This is a genomic window from Cellulophaga sp. L1A9 (genome assembly GCF_009797025.1).
In the GTDB taxonomy this organism is placed as follows: Bacteria; Bacteroidota; Bacteroidia; order Flavobacteriales; family Flavobacteriaceae; genus Cellulophaga.
On sequence record NZ_CP047027.1, the window covers coordinates 1208145 to 1229224 of the forward strand.

16 protein-coding genes and 1 tRNA gene are annotated in these 21080 nt (G+C 33.6%); 12 read left to right on the plus strand and 5 right to left on the minus strand.

The features are described 5' to 3' along the window. Positions 1–7: 7 nt before the first annotated feature. Complete coding sequence (locus GQR94_RS05200) at positions 8–1270, minus strand: hypothetical protein (RefSeq protein ID WP_158974475.1); 1263 nt, start codon at positions 1268–1270, stop codon at positions 8–10. Next, positions 1271–1999 (minus strand): type III pantothenate kinase, encoded by a 729-nt coding sequence (locus GQR94_RS05205; protein ID WP_158974476.1) that lies wholly within the window; start codon positions 1997–1999, stop codon positions 1271–1273. It lies immediately after the preceding gene. A 102-nt stretch (positions 2000–2101) separates the two neighbouring features. On the opposite strand from GQR94_RS05205, the gene GQR94_RS05210 reads away from it, so the two are divergent. The 3 genes from GQR94_RS05210 to GQR94_RS05220 all read left to right on the plus strand — a co-directional run bounded on the left by GQR94_RS05210 (position 2102) and on the right by GQR94_RS05220 (position 4103). After that, a tRNA-Phe gene (locus GQR94_RS05210) sits at positions 2102–2174 on the plus strand. 99 nt (positions 2175–2273) lie between these two features. Further along, positions 2274–2378, plus strand: coding sequence for a hypothetical protein (locus GQR94_RS22635; RefSeq protein ID WP_233268681.1), 105 nt, complete (start codon positions 2274–2276; stop codon positions 2376–2378). Positions 2379–2621: 243 nt separating this feature from the next. After that, positions 2622–4103: a VCBS repeat-containing protein gene (locus tag GQR94_RS05220; RefSeq protein WP_158974477.1), complete on the plus strand. Its 1482-nt coding sequence runs from the start codon at positions 2622–2624 to the stop codon at positions 4101–4103. Positions 4104–4175: 72 nt separating this feature from the next. Here the strand turns inward: GQR94_RS05220 and GQR94_RS05225 are convergent, their stop codons facing one another. After that, complete coding sequence (locus GQR94_RS05225) at positions 4176–5030, minus strand: AraC family transcriptional regulator (RefSeq protein WP_158974478.1); 855 nt, start codon at positions 5028–5030, stop codon at positions 4176–4178. Between the two features lie 366 nt (positions 5031–5396). Between GQR94_RS05225 and GQR94_RS05230 the strand changes: the two genes are divergently transcribed. The 9 genes from GQR94_RS05230 (at position 5397) to GQR94_RS05270 (ending at position 19062) form a co-directional block, all read left to right on the plus strand. After that, positions 5397–8471 (plus strand): TonB-dependent receptor, encoded by a 3075-nt coding sequence (locus GQR94_RS05230; RefSeq protein WP_158974479.1) that lies wholly within the window; start codon positions 5397–5399, stop codon positions 8469–8471. 4 nt (positions 8472–8475) lie between these two features. After that, complete coding sequence (locus GQR94_RS05235) at positions 8476–10164, plus strand: RagB/SusD family nutrient uptake outer membrane protein (protein WP_158974480.1); 1689 nt, start codon at positions 8476–8478, stop codon at positions 10162–10164. 38 nt (positions 10165–10202) lie between these two features. Beyond that, positions 10203–11810, plus strand: a complete 1608-nt coding sequence (locus GQR94_RS05240; protein WP_158974481.1) for a fasciclin domain-containing protein — start codon at positions 10203–10205, stop codon at positions 11808–11810. Positions 11811–12163: 353 nt separating this feature from the next. Beyond that, positions 12164–15487 (plus strand): VCBS repeat-containing protein, encoded by a 3324-nt coding sequence (locus tag GQR94_RS05245; RefSeq protein ID WP_158974482.1) that lies wholly within the window; start codon positions 12164–12166, stop codon positions 15485–15487. Between the two features lie 128 nt (positions 15488–15615). Continuing rightward, positions 15616–16107, plus strand: a complete 492-nt coding sequence (locus GQR94_RS05250; RefSeq protein WP_158974483.1) for a rhodanese-like domain-containing protein — start codon at positions 15616–15618, stop codon at positions 16105–16107. A 10-nt stretch (positions 16108–16117) separates the two neighbouring features. Beyond that, the gene (locus tag GQR94_RS05255; RefSeq protein ID WP_158974484.1) at positions 16118–16726 is read left to right on the plus strand and encodes a TIGR04282 family arsenosugar biosynthesis glycosyltransferase; all 609 of its coding nucleotides are present in this window, start codon (positions 16118–16120) and stop codon (positions 16724–16726) included. A 5-nt stretch (positions 16727–16731) separates the two neighbouring features. Further along, on the plus strand, positions 16732–17547 hold the full coding sequence (locus GQR94_RS05260) for a purine-nucleoside phosphorylase (protein ID WP_158974485.1): 816 nt from the start codon (positions 16732–16734) through the stop codon (positions 17545–17547). Positions 17548–17639: 92 nt separating this feature from the next. Further along, positions 17640–18371: a DUF547 domain-containing protein gene (locus GQR94_RS05265; RefSeq protein WP_158974486.1), complete on the plus strand. Its 732-nt coding sequence runs from the start codon at positions 17640–17642 to the stop codon at positions 18369–18371. Next, positions 18358–19062 carry a TIGR04283 family arsenosugar biosynthesis glycosyltransferase gene (locus tag GQR94_RS05270; protein WP_158974487.1) on the plus strand — a complete coding sequence of 235 codons (705 nt, stop codon included), beginning with the start codon at positions 18358–18360 and terminating at the stop codon, positions 19060–19062. Before GQR94_RS05265 ends, GQR94_RS05270 begins: the two co-directional genes overlap by 14 nt. Here GQR94_RS05270 and GQR94_RS05275 read toward each other — a convergent pair. After that, positions 19059–20093 (minus strand): N-acetylmuramoyl-L-alanine amidase, encoded by a 1035-nt coding sequence (locus GQR94_RS05275; RefSeq protein WP_158974488.1) that lies wholly within the window; start codon positions 20091–20093, stop codon positions 19059–19061. The genes GQR94_RS05270 and GQR94_RS05275 overlap by 4 nt on opposite strands. A gap of 28 nt (positions 20094–20121) precedes the next feature. Further along, a complete protein-coding gene (locus GQR94_RS05280) occupies positions 20122–21060 on the minus strand; it encodes a hypothetical protein (RefSeq protein WP_158974489.1) in 939 nt (312 codons plus the stop codon). Positions 21061–21080: the final 20 nt, after the last annotated feature.

Below are 21080 nucleotides of genomic sequence, written 5' to 3' on the forward strand. Positions count from 1 at the left end.
TTAATGGTTAATTAATTTTTCTTTTTCTGAACCATCTATCGTTTAAAGATAGTCCAATGTTTACTTTAAAATAATTTTCTTTGATCAAACCAGCATCGATAGATCCTCTTTTTCCGATTTCGAATCCGATATTAAGATTAGAGATATCTCTGCCCAGCGGTAATCCAGTTCCAAAAGTTATGCCAAAATCATTAATATCTTCATTATTTATTTCCATTCCTGTCTGAGAGACACGTATACCAGCCCTGTAAACTACTCTCTTTAAGTAGTTTGTAAACGAATTATACTCTGGAATAAAATATCCTCCTAATGCAAAACCACTTGCATCGTTGTATACTAAATTATCTAGTTCAAAGAAGTTATTTTCATATTTACTAAATTCCTGAAATGTATATTCAGCACCTAAAAACCATTTCAATTTCTCCCCAATACCTAATCCTAAGGTTGTCTTAGTTGGTATTCTCACAGCTTCAAATTTTCTTCCTTCCGCCTCTAAGTTCAAATCAACTACTTCTATCTCCTGACCCGTTACTCTAGAGAAAGAACCTATAGATTGAGAATTTTCAGCATTTAAATTCACCTGCGTATCCACACCAATAGAGGTGTACAAGGTATATTTTTCTGATATTTTAGGTGTATAATTAATAGAGTAATTAAAATCAAACCCACCTAACTGGGTTTCTCTTTTATCTAATGTACCGTATTGAGCATCAGATGATGTCTGAACACGCGTTGAATTGATTGTTCCAAAATTATAATTTACCGTAGCACCGATAGAGATATCTTCCATCAATTTATATCCTAATGAGAAATAAACCCGATTTAAACCACCATCACCAGCATAATTATTTAAAACAGTTACATCATCAACCGTTGTTGAAGCTTCCAAATCATACCCAACAGAAGTATATGGCATTAAACCAAAACCCATCCCGAAACCTTTTGCTAAAGGCACACCAATGGATAAATAATCTAGATTTGTTACTGAAGTACTTTGACTAGCGTCGGAAGTTTTTAACCCTACGTTCTTGTATGAGATACCACCAGAATAGGTTGTAAGCATTAATCCGCTATAGGCCGCTGGGTTTTTTAAATTAATATGGATACTATCACCTGCCATACTAATGCCCCCCATCATTTGATTGTCTACCGTTCCGGAATTTCGCGTCTCTCCTAAACCAAAATACGAATACGGAGAAACCGTTCCGTTCTGAGCACTTAAACCTATTGAGGTTAAGAGCACTATTGCAACAAAAATTTTCTTAATCATTTACTTTTTATTGTATTCCAATAAACAATTTAACCCTTCGAGGAGAAATTTTGGATTGGCAAATATGGTATTTTTTGTTCGTTTTGACAAGAATAGGGCATCACCTCCTGTTAAAATAACTGTTAAATTATTAAATCGTTGATTATATTGTTCAATTATTCCGTTTAATTCAATTGTTACCCCATTTACGACACCACTATGTATGCAATTAATTGTTGAGTTTCCAATAAAGTCCGTGAGTTCTTCTTTTTCCAATAAAGGTAATTTTGCCGTTTGTTCATGCAATGCTTTATAACGCATATGTATTCCCGGTGAAATTGCACCTCCAATATACTCCCCATAATCATTTACCATGTCATACGTAATACAAGTCCCCGCATCAATGACCAACGTATTGCCTTTTGGATTATGATAAAATGCAGCTGTTGCCAAAGCGATACGATCTACACCCAAGGTTTCAGGTGTTGCGTATGAATTCTTAATCGGTGTTTTTGTCTTACTTGTCAACTGATGTAATTTACAAAACAAAGAAACCACAGCCATATCTGTCCTCTCAAGTGCGCCAACAGAAGAAATAATAGCATCTGTAATGTTCGGAAATTTATCAAAAATCAGTTTTACACGTGCTACAAATTCTGAAATCTCGAATTGTTCGTGATGAATTTCTGTTTTTTCACGAAAAACAGAAATTTTAATTAAGCTGTTACCTGCGTCTATTATTAGGTTCATGCCTCAAAGTTCTGAAATTATAAAAAAACATTTGACATTTTTTTCATTTTTTATTTGGATATCGCAAAATAGAATATATATTTGCAGCCGCTTAACGGCATTGGTGCCTTAGCTCAGTTGGTAGAGCAATGGACTGAAAATCCATGTGTCCCTGGTTCGATTCCTGGAGGCACCACAACAAAAACCCAAACAGAAATGTTTGGGTTTTTTTGTTTAAAAAACTAAAACTGAAGCACTTTCTATATTTTCTTCATCGTACATCAATAAATATTACATTGGTGAGACTCCAAATCTCAAAAACAGATTAGAACAACATCAAAATCATTACTTTCCTAAAGGGTTTACAAAAATAGCAGAATACTGCACTGTTGTCTTATGAAAATAATGTAACTCAAAAGATGCTGCTGTTTACTTAGAAAAAGTAATCAAAAGAATGAAAAGCAAACTATTTATCTTAAAGATTCAAGCAACGTCAATACCTAGTTGATATCCTGAGCAAAAAATTGATCCCTGGTTCTTCCGAAACTTCGATACGGGAGTCGCCACAACAAAAATCTCAACAGAAATGTTTGGTTTTTTTTTGTTTAAAAAACTGAAACTAAAACCCTACATTTAATAAAACATGAAGAACTCTAATAAAATTATTTTAGCTTTTATTTCTCTTTGCCTTATCACTGGTTTTATTTATTTGAACTATGATATCCCTAAAAGAAAACAAAAAGCAAGAACAGGGCAAGAACTTTCAAAGGTGTATTGTGCAAGTTGCCATTTGTATCCAGAACCAAATGTGCTTCCCCAATCTATTTGGCAAAATACATTACTACCTGAAATGAAAAACAGAATGGGGCTAGGCAACCTTAAGTCTCTTGTCTCAAAAATAGGGTATGATGAATATATAGATTTGTCTCAAAAAGGAGTTTACGCACTCAGTCCAATGCTCTCCAATGAAGAATGGATGTTAATAGAAAAATTTTACATAGATAATTCTCCCACTGTATCTTCTCCTCAAATTACTAAACCTCACAACTTTTTACAACCATCTTCTGTTCAAATACTAAAAAATTTAGAACAAAAACAAGGACTAACAACTTATTTTGGAATTGAAAATAACTATCTACTAACCGCTAATGTTTTAGGCGAGCTTAAGGCTACTGACCTTCAAACTAAAAAAAAACATAGTGTACAATTGCCAAGTCCCATAGTAGAAATCAAAAACAATATAGTGCTCTGTATTGGAGGAAATATGAACCCTACTGAAGAAAAATTAGGAAGTCTTCATCAATTTAATGCTGATTTCAAACTTCAAAAATTACTAATTGATAAATTACATAGACCTGTAGATTTTGAGTACATCGACTTAAATAATGACAAAATCAAAGATTATTTAATTGCTGAATTTGGCAATCACACAGGTCAGATAACATTTATAGACGGAAAATCAAAAGAAAGAAAAATTATTGGAACAAACCCTGGAGCTAGAAACTTTGTACTAAGAGACGTCAACAATGATGGCCAGATGGATTTTTATGTTTTAACAACTCAAGCAAGAGAACGCATAAGCTTATTTATAAATGAGGGTAATGCCAATTTTAAAGAACGTATTATACTGGAGTTTCCGCCGCATCACGGATCTAGTTATTTTCAATTAGAGGACTTTAACAATGATGGCAAGGAAGAAATTATTATGGCTAATGGCGATAATGCTGATTACAGCATAGTAAAGAAAAGCTTTCATGGCATACGTGTTTTTGAACACCAAAAGAAGACTTGGAAAGAAGTCTTCTTCTTTCCATCTTATGGAGCGACGAATCTTTTAAAGGTAGATTTGAACGATGATGGTTTAATGGATATGGTTTCCTCTTCATTTTTTGTTGAACCTGAATTTAAAAAAACGGAACAAGTAATTTACTTTATAAACGAAGGTGGTTTTAAATTTAAAATCTCCCACCCTAAACTTCCTGAAATGATTCCAATGACAATGAGATTAGGAGATGCTAATAAAGATAATAACATAGAAGTCTATATCGGTAATTTCGAATTTCAACCTAATTCAAATCCGAATTTTAATTTCATTGAATCCGTAATTATTACTCCTGAATTTTAATACTCAATCATCATAACATGGTGATTACAAAGAACTAATAGCTACCCAAAAAATAACACATAATAGACAAACTTAAAGCGCGTTCCTTTTTCTAAAATCACTAGGCGTTGTATTCTCCTTAGCTCTAAAAGTTTTTGAAAACGACTGAACATTTTCAAAACCACACTGAAACGCTATTTCAGAAAAGCTTAAATCACTTTCCTTTACCATACCTTTTGCTTTACTAAGCCTATGCATTAAATGATATTGTTTTAAGGTCATATCCGTTTTCTCTTTAAACAATTTTCTCAACAAAGAATAACTAACATTAAAATTCTGAGCAACATCCTCAAAATTTATTTTGGCTCTTATGTGTCTTTGAATATATCTTTCAACATCAAAGATCATTTTCCCTTTTCTAGAAATTTGATTTTTATTCGTTAAAAAATTAGAATACAATACTCTTAAAATATCAATAAAAATAAATTGCAACCCCACATCTTGACTAGAAGTATTATTTTTCAATATATTCATTAAGGATTCAAATTGTAAATCAATTTCATAATTAAACCCAATTTGATATACTTGTTGATTCATATTGAATAATTCATTTTCAATTAAATATTCAATATAATTCCCCCTAAAACTTACCGAATATTCTTCCCATGTAACATTCTTATCTGGCACACATCTATACCAAGTATTAGGATAAATAACCAATAATGTTTCCTTAAAAATGTCTTGCCTAGTGATATGATCAGACTCAAAAAAACCAGTTCCATTTTTAATATAGATAATTTTATGATACTTAGATTTTACTCCAGAGATCCAATTTTTATTTAATTTCTTCTTTTCAGGAACATATCTAAAATATTCTAAGTTTTGAATAGTAACTGCATTTTCGTTTACAGTTCCCTTTGAAGTAAAATTCCATTGAAAATTTTCCATAATTAAGATTTTCGAATTATCTATTTTTTTAACAATTAAGAAGTAAAACAAAAAAAATCACCCTCTAAACTTCTAAAATTATTAATCAAATTGTTAAATAAATACACTACAACGTTATAGTTTATTGCGAACTATCAAAAATGACAAATTAAATATCAAAAATGACAAATTAATAAAGTTTTAACATAATACTTTTATTCCAAATATGCATTTACAGGTCTTTTTATCATTAATATTCGTAATCAAAAACCTGTTTTAATGATAAAATCAAATATTTAACAATGAAAACTGTAATAAACATTCAATAGTAAAAATGATTTCGCTCATCCTAATAACTCAAAATTAATTCAACTAAAATCAAAATTTATGAATCTAAAATCACTTAAAAGTGCATTATTCCTTGGAGCTTTGCTTTGCTTCGGGTTTAGTAATGCGCAACAGGTTACCGGTACGGTGTCAGATGAAACTGGCCCGTTACCGGGTGCAACAATTGTTGTCAAAGGAACAACAATTGGAACACAAACAGACTTTGACGGAAACTTTACTATTGAAGCTCAAGCAGATGCTACTTTAGTTTTTAGTTATGTAGGGTACAAAAAAACAGAAATGGCTGTAAATGGAAGGTCTACAATAATTGTAGTTTTACAGGAAGATGCCGCTGCACTTGAAGAGGTTGTAGTGCTAGGGTATTCTACACAAACTAGAGGTGAATTAACAGGATCTGTTGCTTCTGTTGATTTAGTTGAAGCTACTAAAGCGCCAATTGTAAATGCTGCTTCAGCACTACAGGGTCGTGTAAGTGGTGTAACAGTAGTTCAAAATGCTACACCAGGTAGCCCTCCAAAAATTAACATTCGCGGTTTTGGAACAAGCAACAACACCAACCCTCTATTTATTATAGATGGCCTGCAAACAGATGACCCATTTGTTTTAAATAGCATTAATCCTGGCGACATTGACCAAATGAACGTATTAAAGGATGGTGCAGCTGCTATATATGGCGCAAGAGCATCTAATGGTGTAGTTATTATAACAACTAAAGGCGGTGGTTATAATATGGATAAGCCAATTGTGTCTTTTGATACGTATACAGGTGTATCTACTATTGCGAATACTCCAGATTTTTTAAATGCACAGCAATTAGGTGATGTATTATTTCAAAGTTCGCAAAATGATGGTACTAAATTTGACCATCCACAATACGGGAATGGATCATCTGCTGTTGTACCTTCCTCATTAAATGGTTATACTAGAGTAGTTTCATATGATCCTATCACTAGAGGTCCTGCATCTGCAACGGTTAACCCAAATGGGACAGACTGGATTGATGCTATCACGAGAACAGCTATTATTCAAAGTGTGGCTTTCTCTGTAGCAAACGGAGAAGAAAATAGCAAATATGCACTTTCTGCAAACTTCTTAAATAACCCAGGAAACCTTTTAGAAACAGAGTATAAAATTGGACAAATTCGTTTAAACTCTGAATTTAAAGTTGGTGACAAAGTTCGTATTGGAGAACACTTTAGTACCGCCTACTCTAATTCTAGAGGTGGTGTTGGCGCCCAATATGAGGAAGCTGTGAGAAGTAGCCCATTAATACCCTTATATGATGATAATGGTAACTTTGCTGGAACTGGTGCACAAGGCACTGGTAACGCTAGAAGTCCATTAGCTAACTTAAAGAGACAAAGTGATAATTTTAATAAGACTACTAGAATTTTAGGTGATGTATACTTATCTGCTAAAATTTTCAACAACCTTACCTTCAAAACAACTTTTGGTGGAACATTAAACTCATTTAATACACGTAGTTTTTTAGCACTAGATCCTGAATTTAGCGAACCGTTAGGTACAAATACACTTAGTGAGCGTAACCAAGATGGTTATTCTTGGACTTTCACGAATACGTTGAACTACAAAAAAACGTTCAACAATAGTAAAATTGATGCCTTAGCAGGTATTGAATCTGTAAAAGATGGTATAAAAGGAAAAGTAGTTAGCCGTAGTGGTTATTTATTTGAAACGCCAGATTTTTACTTATTAAATAACGGTAGTGGTGTTCCAATAGTAAATGATGCTTTCGACTCTGCAACGTCTCTTTACTCATTATTTGGTTCAGCTACGTACTCTTATGGTGACAAATATTTTTTAACGGGTACTTTACGTAATGATACCTCTTCTCGTTTTGCAGGAGATAACAAAAGCGCTACATTCCCTTCTTTAAGTGCAGGTTGGGTAGTTACCAAAGAAGATTTTATGTCTTCTGGTTCTGCCATAAGCTGGTTTAAATTAAAAGGATCTTGGGGTCAATTAGGTAACCAATCACTACCCGCTAACAACCCTACTCTTAACATTTCTAGCCTTAGCGAAAGTCTTGGAAATTACGCTCTTGATGGGAATTCAATATCTACTGGTGCAATATTATCTTCTGTAGGTAACCCAAATTTAAAATGGGAAACCAGTGAAGCTATAAATGCAGGTGTTGAATTGGGTTTCTTAAATGATAAATTAAATTTAGATTTTGAATGGTTTAACATCAAAACTAAAGATTTAATTACACAAGACAACAGCTTAATTAGCACAACTGCTATTGATGCAGGTGCACCTTATGTAAACTTAGGTAATGTTAAAAATACAGGTTTTGATATAAATCTTCGTTACAAAGACGAAAGTACATCTGGTATTAAATATGGTTTTGACATCAACTTTTCTCACTACAAAAATGAGGTTACCTCTTTAATTAGTGAATTTCAGGTAGGTGATGAGAGCTTCCGTGGTGGAGCAGTTTCTAGAACCCAAGTTGGCCAACCAATTTCTGCTTTTTACGGTAGAGAGGTTATTGGTTTTTCTGATACAGGTAGGTTCGAGTATAAAGACGTAAATGGTGATAGCGTAATTGATGACAGCGATAGAACGTTTATTGGTTCTCCTCACCCAGATTTCACTTACGGGTTAAACTTTAACTTAGGCTACAAGGCTTTTGACTTGTCTTTGTTCTTACAAGGATCTCAAGGAAACGATATTTACAACTACACTAAAATATTTACAGATTTCCCGACTTTTGTTGATGGAAACCGCAGTGTAAGGGTATTAGATTCTTGGACACCAACAAACACTGATGCGACATTGCCTGCTTTAAGCAATTCAATTCAGAATAGTGAAACACAACCAAATTCATACTTTGTAGAAGATGGTTCTTACTTACGTCTTAAAAACATTCAATTAGGTTATGCTTTCTCTGATAAATTAGCTGATAAAATTGGATTAGACTCATTCAGAGTTTACATACAAGGTACGAACATCCTTACTATTACAGGTTACGAAGGTTTTGATCCAGAAATCATTTCTTCAGTAACTGGTAATAACTTAACATTAGGTGTTGACAGTCAAGTCGTTCCACAATCTAGAATATTTACACTTGGATTTAATTTAAAATTGTAAAAAAATGAAAAAGAATTTAATTTATTTACTCACATTATTTGTTGCTATAAGTGCTTGTAGCGACGATTTTACAGAGCAGCCAGCTGTTGGCGCATTAAGTGATGCCGCGGTACAAAATGAGGCTGGAGTAGAATTATTACTTGTAGGTGCTTATTCTACATTAGATGGAATACGTCTTAATAGAGCTGGTAATGAATTTGCTGCTAGTGGCGACAACTGGTGGTTTGATGTTATGGCGGATGATGCCCACAAGGGTAGTACCGATGGGGATCAAGCTGACCTTTTTGAAATGGAAACCTATAATTGGACAACCGGTAACCCATACGTACTTGGAAAATGGTCTTCTACTTTTGCAGGTGTTAACCGTGCAAATGCAGTTATTGCATTAATTGCAACAATTGAAACTGCTGATTTAACTGGGAAACTTGCTGAAGCACGTTTTTTACGTGGTCATTTTAATTTTGAATTGCAAAGAATCTACGGAAACGTTCCTTATATTTCTGAAGAAAACTATGCAAACACAGAATTCAATCAGCCAAATCCAGGTCCTATTTGGGATCAAATAGAAGCTGATTTTCAGTTTGCAATTGATAACCTTCCTGCTACACAAGCGGAATCAGGTAGACCAAGCTCTTGGGCAGCTAAAGCTTACTTAGGTAAGGTTCACTTACAACAATCTGAATGGGCACCTGCTTTCGATTTATTCGAAGAAGTAATTAATGATGGTCCTTATTCATTAAATCCTGAGTTTGTAGCAAACTGGGAAAGTACTGGAGAAAACAGTTCTGAAGCTATTTTTGCCATTCAATTTACTGCGGATGACGCAGTGTCATATAATGGAAATATTGGGGGCGTATTAAATTTTCCTAACCCGGGACCATTCGGATCATGCTGTGGTTTTTACCAACCATCTCAAGATTTAGTGAATGCTTTTCAAACAGATGGTTCAGGTCTACCTTTATTGGATACTTTTAATGAAACTGATGTAGAAAATGACTATGGTATTGAAGATGCAGTTGCATTTACACCACACACTGGTCCTTTAGATCCAAGATTAGATTATACAGTAGGTAGAAGAGGTATTGATTATAACGGTTATGGCACTTTCCCTGGTCATTCATGGATTCGTGCAACTTTCTCAGATATTTCAGGTCCATACCTACCAGCTAAAAACGTTTACCAATCAGGAGACACCGATAACCAAGGTACTGGCGCATGGGGTCAACAGCACGCAGGTATTAACTACCATATTATTCGTTTTGCTGATGTATTGTTAATGGGCGCTGAAGCAGCTGCTGAAACAAATGATTTAGCTTCTGCACTTACATGGGTAAATTTAGTTCGTAACAGAGCTAAAAACATGACTTATATTCAAAATGCTGAAGGAGATGATGATGCTGCCAATTACCAAATTGAACCTTACACCTCTTTTACAAGTCAAGACTTCGCTATAAAAGCAGTACGTCATGAACGTCGTTTAGAGCTTAGTATGGAAGGGCATCGTTTATTCGATTTAAGAAGATGGGGTAACGGTGTTAGTGTTATCAATGAGTATATCGTAAATGAAAGCCGTACCATATCTAACTTTGGTACTAAAGCAAATCCATTTGAAGAGAAACATCAACTTTTACCTATTCCTTTAACTGCGATAGATTTAAGTGGAGGAATTTTATCTCAAAATCCTGGATATTAATCATCATTTAAAAAATTTAATTTTAACAAAACATAGATATGACTAAATTTAAAACTATTAGTATTGTCTTCGCATTTTTTGCCTTATTGGGGTTAAGCTCATGTGAAGATGATGATATAAACTCACCTGGTGAAGCCATTGTGGGTCCAGGTACTGTTTTTACCAGAATTAGTGCCATTGGGAATTTAACATCTTTAGAAGCCGCTCTTATTGCTGCAACAGGTGATCTTCCAGCAACTCTAGAAGGTGCTGGCCCTTTTACCGTCTTTGCTCCTAACGACGCAGCTTTTACTGAATTAGCAGAATCCCTCGGCTTTGAAGCTACAGATGATATATCTGCAACTGATGCTTTATTTGCAAATGCTGATGCAAGTTTGCTTGCGCAGATATTAACCTATCATGTAGTCCCTGGTAACATAGAAGCGAGTTCTTTTTCAGATGGCGCTACGCTAACAACCGTTTTAGGAGATGACCTTTCAGTTATAGTTACAGCAGATGGTGATGTACAACTGTTAGACGCAACAAAGTTGTCACAGACAAATCCAGTATCTACAGTCACTCAGGCGAACTTCTTTGCAGATAATGGTATCGTTCATATAATAGATAAAGTACTTTTACCACAAGCAGCAATAGATGCGTTAAATTTTGATACGCGACCGACTATCTTAGAATGGGCAACGGGTACTGAAGACCTAAGCATTCTGGCGAGTGCTTTAGAAAAAGCAGGTTTGGTAGATGCAATTGCAGGATTGGATACCGCAAGAGTGTTAGCACCAAACGACCAAGCATTCCAGGATCTTCTTGATGCATTAGGAGACGATTATAGTAGCCTTGATGATTTTGACAATGAAGTTGAAATTGCATTGCTAAGTAACATTCTTTTATACCATGTATTACCACCAGCAAATGCTTCTACAGACTTAGTTGTAGGACCAGCAGCAACGCTTTTAACAGATAACACTGTTGACGTAATTGCTGATGGTACCGGATTTGCATTTGGTGATGCCACTGCAACTACGGCAAGTACAATCACCGCAGATAGAGATGCAAGAAATGGTGTTGTAGACATTATTGATAAAGTTCTTTTACCGCAAGCTGCATTAGACTTCATAACACTTCTTGGTTCTGATGACTTAGCTACTATAGTAAGTGGGGCTGCGCAATTAAGCGTACTAGAAGAAGCATTAATTGCAACCGATTTGGTTGGAGCTTTTACGGATGCTATGAATGTGCAAGATACTACCGCAACTAATTTCACCTATTTTAGACCTGCGACTGTTTTTGCTCCTACAGATGCTGCTTTTGCTGATCTTTTTGATGCATTAGGAGCTGACTATACTAGCATAGCTGACTTTGATACTGATGAAGAAATAGAACTTCTGAGTGACATACTTCTATACCACGTATTAGCAAGTAAAGTAGTAAGCGATGATTTAGAGGCAGGAACAGTAACCACTGTTTCTGAAAGAGATATAGAAATCATTAGTGTTATTGGTAGTATAAATTTTGTTATTGGCGATGAAACCAATGATATCAATGCGAATATTATGACTGCAGACATCTTAGCTAGAAACGGTGTAGCCCATATTATAGACAAGGTTCTACTACCTAAGAGTGCTATTGACTTTATTACTGCAATAGAATAATCAAATATGGTTTTGCGCTAAAACTTTTCTAGCGCGAAAAATACTAAACCACCCCGCATTAATTTTGTTGGGTGGTTTTTTTTGAAATAAATTAGAGCCATCAAGCTTTACTAAAACTAAAAAAAAGATGAGTATTGGACTGATTTTTACAATAATCCAAAAATAAATTTGAGGTAGATTGAAAAGAAATGTATCTTGAATTGATACCGTTACTCTAGCACAAATTATTAATAACCAAAAACTTATAAAGTAATACTTTGTCTTATAGCGAGTGTCACGAATAATTCTTAATTTGACCAACAAATTACCCTACAATATTCTAATTGATCAAATACCACAACACACCTAATACCATGAAAAATCTAATCTTTATTTCAATTATTATATTTTCAATAATCAGTTCTTGCGGAAAGAAAGACGATAAGCTATTTTCTAAAATTAATTCTAATCACTCTGGCATTACGTTTAATAACAAAATAGTGGAAACAGATAGTTTTAACATTATTAATAATGAGTATATATTTAACGGCGGAGGTGTTGCCGTTGGTGATTTTAATAATGACAGCTTACCTGATATTTATTTTACAGGAAACCAACAAGCCAATAAACTGTATCTCAATAAAGGAGATTTAAAATTTATAGATATTTCAAATGAATCTGGAACCGAAGCTAAAGAAAATTGGAACACAGGCGTTGCCCTTGTTGACATTAATAATGATGGTTTCTTAGACATCTACGTTTGCTCTGCAATGTTATCAAAAGATAAAAAAGCAAATAAGCTTTTTATAAACCAAGGACTAAACGAAAATGGCATTCCAACCTTCGTAGAAAAAGCTAATGAATACGGCATATCGGGTAATGAAAATAGTATGAATGCTACTTTTTTCGACTACGATAAAGATGGTCTACTAGATTTATATGTACTTAATAATGTCGACATCCATATCCTCCCTTCCAATTATAGGAAAAAAATTATTGACGGCTCTTCTTTGAGCAATGATAAATTATACCACAACAATGGTAATGGAACTTTTACAGATGTAACTCTCGAGGCCGGTATCACTATTGAAGGGTATGGTCTAGGCTTAGCAATAGCCGATTTAAATTACGATGGCTGGCCAGATATTTATGTGAGTAATGATTATTTAACCAATGACATTCTCTACTTCAATAATCAAGACGGAACCTTCTCAAACCAAATAAAAGACCTTATCAAGCATCAAAGTAAATTCTCAATGGGATCAGATATCTCTGACTTCAACAATGATGGATATTTAGATATTATTACGCTTGACATGTTGGGAGAAACAAATCAAAGATTAAAAACTACCATTGATAAAAATAAATATACGAGCTACATCCTTAACGAAAAATTTGATTACGAATATCAATACAGCCGCAACATGCTGCAAAAAGGAAATGGCCCCAATTTACCATACAGCGAAATTGGTCTTATGGCTGGTGTTTCTAAAACAGACTGGAGTTGGTCTCCCCTATTTGCCGATATGGATAACGACGGCTTTAAAGATTTACTAATAACCAATGGTTTCCCTAGAGATATTACAGATTTAGATTTTCGCGACTTTAAATTTAATGTAAGCCGCTATTTAAGCAACAGTCAAATATTAGATTCTATCCCAGAAATAAAGACTCCAAATTACGCCTATAAATACGATGGAGAAGGCAGGTTTATAGATGTTGGAGAAGAATGGGGCCTTAATATTCCTTCTTTCTCTAACGGTGCTGCTTATGCCGATTTAGATAATGATGGAGATTTAGATTACGTAGTGAATAATATTAATGACGAAGCTTTCCTTTTTGAAAATAATAGTACTAAAAAAAACAATTACATTCAAGTTGATTTAGTTGGTCCTAAAACAAATAAATTAGGTATTGGCAGCAAGGTCGTTATTAGATTTGAAAATGAATTATTTCAATATCAAGAACATTATTTAAGTAGAGGATATATGTCTTCTGTAGACCGTAAATTGCATTTTGGTTTAGGAGAAGAAAAAACGATAAAAAGCATAGAAATTCTTTGGTCTGATGGCAAATTTGAAAAACGATCAAATATAGCTGCCAACCAAAAAATACAATTCAAGTATAGCAATGCGCACCTACCTTTGAAGGAAGAACTAAGCGTTCCTTTTATTCAAAAAAACGCAAAGCCGCTATTGACAGACATTACAAAAAAGGCTGGTATCAATTACAAACATGAAGAACTAGATATTATAGATTTTAATGCACAACGCATTTTACCTCATAAACTTACACAAAACGGGCCTTGCCTTGCTTCGGGAGATCTAAATGGTGATGGGTTTGAAGATTTTATCATAGGAAGTTCTTCTGGTTTTTCTCCACAAGTATTTTTTCAACAAGCGGAAGGCAATTTTATTCAGAAAAATTTATTTGATGATGACAAAAACAAAAATTTCGAGGAAGAAAGTATCGCGTTTTTTGATTTAGATAATGATGGTGACCTTGATATTTATTTAGTATCTGGCAGCAATGAATTTATGCTAGACGATAGCTTTTATGAAGATAGGTTACTTATAAACGATGGTAAAGGAGCCTTTACTGTAGCGCTTGATAAAATGCCCAAAATAAGTGCTAGTGGCTCCATAGTTTCGGCAACAGATTTTGACAATGACGGTTATGTTGATTTGTTTGTAGGTGGTAGAACTCCTTTTGCTCAATACCCAATTGCAGATAAAAGTTTTTTACTTAAAAACAATAACGGAAAATTAGAAGATATTACGGATAGTTATGCACCAGAACTAAGAAATATTGGCATGGTTACAAGTGCTACCTGGGAAGATATTGATCTAAATGGTACTAAAGATTTAGTTTTAGTTGGAGAGTTTATGCCTATCACTATTTTTAAAAATGACACTAAATCATTAAAAAAAATAACGAATACAGGGCTAGACGGTCTTACTGGATGGTGGGAAAGCATATCAGGGGCAGATTTTGACAAAGACGGTGATATTGATTTTATTGTTGGAAACATGGGTGCTAATAATTTATACCAACCCTCGAAAGAAAGGCCTATTACATTGATTTCGAAAGATTTTGATAAAAACGGAACAATAGACCCTATTATGTTTGCTTACTTCAAGAATAGTTATGACGATGCAAGTTTTAAATCCTTCCCCGTTAATTTTTGGGGAGATCTTTATAGCCAGAGTACGCTATTTAGATCAAAATTTAACTCTTATAAGGAGTATGCTCTTGCTACCGAAAAAACTATTTTATCTAAAAAAGAATTAGAAGGGGCTACTACACTAACGGGCAATTACGACCGAAGTATTTATCTTGAAAATCTAGGCAACGGCAAATTCAAATACACACAATTACCCTGGGAAGCACAAGTTGCTCCAATAAATAGCATCTTAAATCTAGACTATAATAATGACGGAAATTTAGATCTTTTATTAGTTGGGAATGATTTTGGGAATGAAGTTTTTATAGGCCGCTATGATGCATTAAATGGATGTTTACTGGAAGGTGATGGAAAAGGAAATTTCAAACCTATTAGCACTAGTGAAAGTGGATTTTTAGTTTCAGGTGATGCAAAACATATGATTAAAGTAAAACATGCCAAAGAAGAAAATCCTTATATCATAGTCTCTCAAAATAGAGATAGTCTAAAAGTTTTTCAAAAAAGTAAAAAATAATTTTAAGATGAAGTGATTTAATTCTTCCTATTCTTTTAGATTAAAATTAGCTACACTGTAGAGAAACATAAAAATCTGTTTTGAAATCAACTTCTCTAATTGGTATCTTTGTTAGAAAATAATGTATAGTGCAAAAGCAACTCTTCTTTCTAATAACGCTTCTAAGTTTTACTAATTTTTTAGTAGGACAAAGAACTATTGAAAAAACGCTAGAAAAACTAAATAAAGAAACGATCCCTTACATCACGGTAACAGAGCTACAAAAACAAGACAGCCTTATAATTCTAGATACAAGAGAATTAAAAGAATATAATGTTAGTCACTTAAAAAATGCCATTTGGGTAGGGTATAATCATTTTGATATTAACCAAATAAGCATACAAGATAAGAGGCAAAAAATAGTAGTGTATTGCTCCATAGGGGTGCGTTCAGAAAATATTGGAGAAAAATTAGCCGCTAAGGGCTATTCAAACGTTCAAAATTTATATGGAGGAATTTTTAAATGGGTAGAAGAAGATTTACCAGTATATGATGCTAAAGAAAACAAAACTGACAAAGTCCATGTTTTTAGTAAGTACTGGGGTAAATTATTGACCAAAGGCAATAAAATAATAAACTAAAAAAACGCTTGTGTCTAAAGAAAACCTTCTTTTAATTTTTACTAGAAACCCTGAACTTGGTAAGTGCAAAACTAGATTAGCCGCTAGTGTGGGTAATGAGAAAGCATTAGAAATCTATAAATTTCTACTCCACCATACTGCAGAAATTACGCAAAATTTAAAGGCCAAAAAATACGTATATTATTCAGAGGATATTTGGGAAAAAGATATTTGGAATAATGAAACTTACGACAAGAAACTACAGGAAGGAATTGACCTTGGATTAAGAATGGAAAATGCTTTTAAAGCAGGATTCAAAAAAGGATATAAAAAAATTATCGTTATCGGCAGTGATATGTATGATTTAACTCAAGCCGATCTAGAAAATGCATTCAATCGTTTAGATTCTTCTGATTTCGTTGTGGGTCCAGCAGAAGATGGTGGTTATTACTTATTAGGAATGAAAACTTTAGAACATTCTGTTTTTACGGATAAAGCTTGGGGCACCCCCACCGTACTTAGAGATACCCTAAAAAATCTGGAACCTAAAAAAATAAACTTATTAGAGACAAGGAACGATGTTGATGTTCTTGAAGACATAAAAGAACATCCAGCATTTCAAACGTTACTAAAAAAATAATAGCAATGAATAAAAGAGAATTAGATGAATCTGTTAACTACCTAATTGGCAAGGGTTTTGATACTCCAGAAATAGGTATCGTACTAGGAACAGGACTAGGCAGACTAGCTAATGAATTAGAAAATCCTATTGAAGCACACTACAACCATATTCCTTATTTTCCATTAGCCACAGTAGAATTTCATTCTGGGAAACTAATATTCGGAACTTTTGAAGGAAAAAAAGTGGTCGTTATGCAAGGACGTTTTCATATGTATGAAGGCTATGATTTGGTTGATGTCACGTATCCTATACGAGTGATGCATCAATTAGGCATTAAAAAACTTTTTATATCTAATGCCTCTGGTGCCATTAATACCGATTTAAAAAAGGGCAATATGATGCTTATTGAAGACCACATAAACCTTCAAGGAGGCTCTCCACTTGCTTTTAAAAATGTAGCCGAGTTTGGCAGCAGGTTTACAGATATGAGCGCTCCTTACGATGTTGAGATGCGTAAAAAGCTGCTTTTGATTGCAGAAAAAGAAAATATAATTTTAAAAGAAGGCGTTTATGCTTCTGTTGTAGGTCCACAATTAGAAACTAAAGCTGAATATAGAATGTTAAAAATATTAGGTGCAGATGCTGTAGGCATGAGTACCGTTCCAGAAGTTATCGTAGCAAACCACTTAAGTCTACCTGTGATAGCAGTTTCTGTTATAACCGATGAGTGCAACCCTGAAAACTTAGAACCTGTCGATATAAATGATATTATAGCCATTGCTGAAAAAACAGAACCTAGTATGGTACAGCTATTTAGAGAACTAATCAAACAACTTTAAAGGAAAAAGTACGTTTAAACGATTATACAAACATATAAAACAAATCTTGTAAGGTTATCTTTTAAATTTCAACTAATCTAAAAAAGTGAGTTATGAAAGTTTTTTCCTTAATACTGTTTACCCTGTTTTCTTTTAACTTTACGAGTGCCAATAACACGGTACCAAATGTAAATACCACACCCAGCCATGCTGAATGGAATGCGCTCCTTGGAAAATACGTGGACCAAAAAGGAAATGTAAACTATAAAGGTTTTAAAGAAGATGCTTTAGCTTTAAGCACTTATTTAGATGGCTTAGCTAAGAATGCTCCCACAGACCAATGGTCTAAAGATGAAAAACTAGCCTATTATATCAACTTATACAACGCCGCTACGGTAAAATTAATTCTAGATAATTATCCCGTAAAAAGCATCAAAGATATTAAAGGCCCTTGGGACCAAGAATGGGTTAAAATTGGAAATAAAACGTATTCACTTGGAAATATTGAACATAAAATTTTACGTAAAATGAATGAACCAAGAATTCATTTTGCGATTAATTGTGCTTCTTATTCCTGTCCTAAATTAGTAAATACAGCTTACCTACCTGCAACAATGGAAGCTCAATTACAAAAAGCAACTTTCAGTTTTATAAACGATACCACCCGTAATACTATATCAGAAAACGAATTACAACTTTCTAATATTTTTAAATGGTACAAAAGTGATTTTACGAAAAAAGTATCATTACAAGAATATATAAAACCGTATAGCAAAATAGCCATAAACACAGACGCTAAAGTAAAATATCTTGATTACAACTGGAGCTTAAATGAAATCAAGTAATCCTAAAATAAGCATTATTATCCCTGTTCTGAATGAAGAGCAGTGCATTGGTAAAATTCTCAATTACTTAACTATACATAGTAGTCCTGAGCATATTGAAGAGATTCTTATTATTGATGGCGGAAGCACTGATAAAACTACTCAAATTGCTTTAGAGAATGGTGCTAGAGTAGTACACTCATCAAAAGGTAGAGCGAAACAACTAAATACTGGAGCTAAGTTTGCAAAAGGAGCTATCTTATATTTTTTACATGTAGATACTTTCCCACCAAAGAATTTTGAAACACTCATTATCAAAGAAGTTCAAAAAGAAAATAAGGTAGGTTGCTTTCAACTAAAGTTTGACACGAACAGCACCTTTCTTAATTTCTTTGGTTGGCTAACCCGTCTAAATTTAAGTATTTGCAGAGGCGGCGATCAATCTCTGTACATTACAAAAAAACTGTTTTTACAAACTGATGGTTTCAACGAGGATTACATTATTTATGAGGATAATGAATTCATACGACGCGTATATAAATTATCAAACTTTACTGTACTCCCATTTCAGGTAAAAACATCTACAAGAAGATATGATGAAAAAGGTAAAATAATCCTACAATATCATTTTGGAGTAATTCACCTTAAAAATTATTTAGGCGCAGGTCCTGAAAAATTATATGATTATTATAGGCGTAAAATAGCTGTTTAGTTTTCATAATCTAGAATAACCCCTTCACTAATCCACTTTGCAAGTGCTTGGCGGTTATCTGGATCTATAATTCTACGTTGATCTTTTTCATTGGTAATATTTCCAATCTCAATAAAAGTCATTGCAGGATGTGTTTTTCTTACTAAATAAAGCGCTGTTCTATCCTCAAAAGTACCAGAGTAGACTCTATTAGGCTGATATTGTTTATATTTTGCCTCAAAAGTTTTATGAATACTCTCTGCTAGCTTTTTACCATTTTTACTATCTTCATGATGGTAAAAGAAAACATCTATATTCTGACCTTTACTCCTACTATCTACGTGCGTTACAATTAAACGTTGGTATTTACCTTTATGTTCTTTATACAATTTATTTACTATTTCCACTCTTTGTTTTAATCGTGCTACTTGATTTAATGGTATTTCCTCATTAGGATAAGCAACCTCATCATGATCAATTTCTAAAATACGCTCATCACGTATTCCATCATCAGGATCACGGATAATTATATATACGATAGCACCGTGAGATAATAATTCTCTAGCCAACCTTAACGTAACATCGTACGCGTATTCATCTTCTGAAATAGATTTTCCAACGTAAGTAGTCATCGCTCCGGGGTCTGGCCCTCCATGACCTGACACTAAATAATACACGTTATTTTTTAATTTTGTGCTTTGCGGAATTACCTCTGCATACTTTTTACCAAATATTTCATAAGAAACACCCGCAACAGATTTAGTTTCTGTTTCAACCTTTAAATTCTGTTCTACACTCGGAATTTGATAGGATCTACCTTCATACAAATGAATACTGTCCCGTAAATTATGCGCATTTATAGAAACAAACTCTTCGTAGGTTTCATAGGGGTTTACGCCTTGTTTCCTTAACAAAGAATAAATACCATCGCCTTTTTCTGCAATCACTAAATTAGCAGAATTTTGCGCACAAAGTGGCAGTATAGCAAGAAATACTAAGAAGAATAAAACGTTTTTAACGCCTAACTTGAAGAGTCTAATTTTAAAATTCAATTTTATAGATTTTAAGTCTTTGGAAAAATTACTTTTTATCTTCCATAACTATTGTTGAATAATCAATTTGTATACCAGTAGTGATTACATTGACAAATTTACTTTTATTTGATTCAGTTGCCGAATTGGATTGTGCTTTTTTACTTTGATTTTCTACGGTAACAAACGTTAGTGCAGGCAACACATTATTAATTAAATAGACATTTGTTTTATCTGCTAAAAATTCAGATTCATTTCGGTTTGTTTTCAACCTAAACTTTCTCGCTTTAAAAGTTCTCGTAATACTATTTGCAAAATGTTCTCCTTCTTTACTTTTCTGGTCATGACCTATAAAAATTGAAGAAGAAGTACTCAGATTTCCGTTCCCTAAATCTACGACCAATAAACGTTGATATTCTTCCTGATGTTTTAAATATCGGTTATTAATCGCTGCCACATAATCGCCTAATCCTGTAGCAGTGTCTTCATTATTTTCAAATAAAAAAACCCGCGCACCGTGCTCTAATAGTTTAGCGGCCATTGCCGTTGCTAATTCATAATTACTTTTAGAATTTACTTTTTCTAGCTTTAAATTCTCAGCATCAAAATGATCAACAAGTAAATAATAGACTGTATTTTTGAGTAATGTATCCCTTTTCTTTAAGGCGATTTTAGTGGTATCGAAAATTGGATAATCTTCTTGATTACCTAAGTTTATCTGTCTTCCCATATTCCTAAAAGAAGTGTCACTATTCGGAATCTTATAGGTTTTACCTCGTTCTAGGTAACTTCCATCCACGATTAAACCTCTATTTAGTTTTAAAAATTCTTGATAATAAAGATTTAAATCTAAGCCTTCTCTCCATAAAATGGAAACAATTCCGTCACCTTTTTGAGCAATAAATGTTTGATGAATTCCCTGAGAAAAACCAAACTGAATTATAGCAAACAGTGTCAAAAAAGGGGGGATTGTTTTTTTGCAATTCATTGATATTGTTATTTATAGTA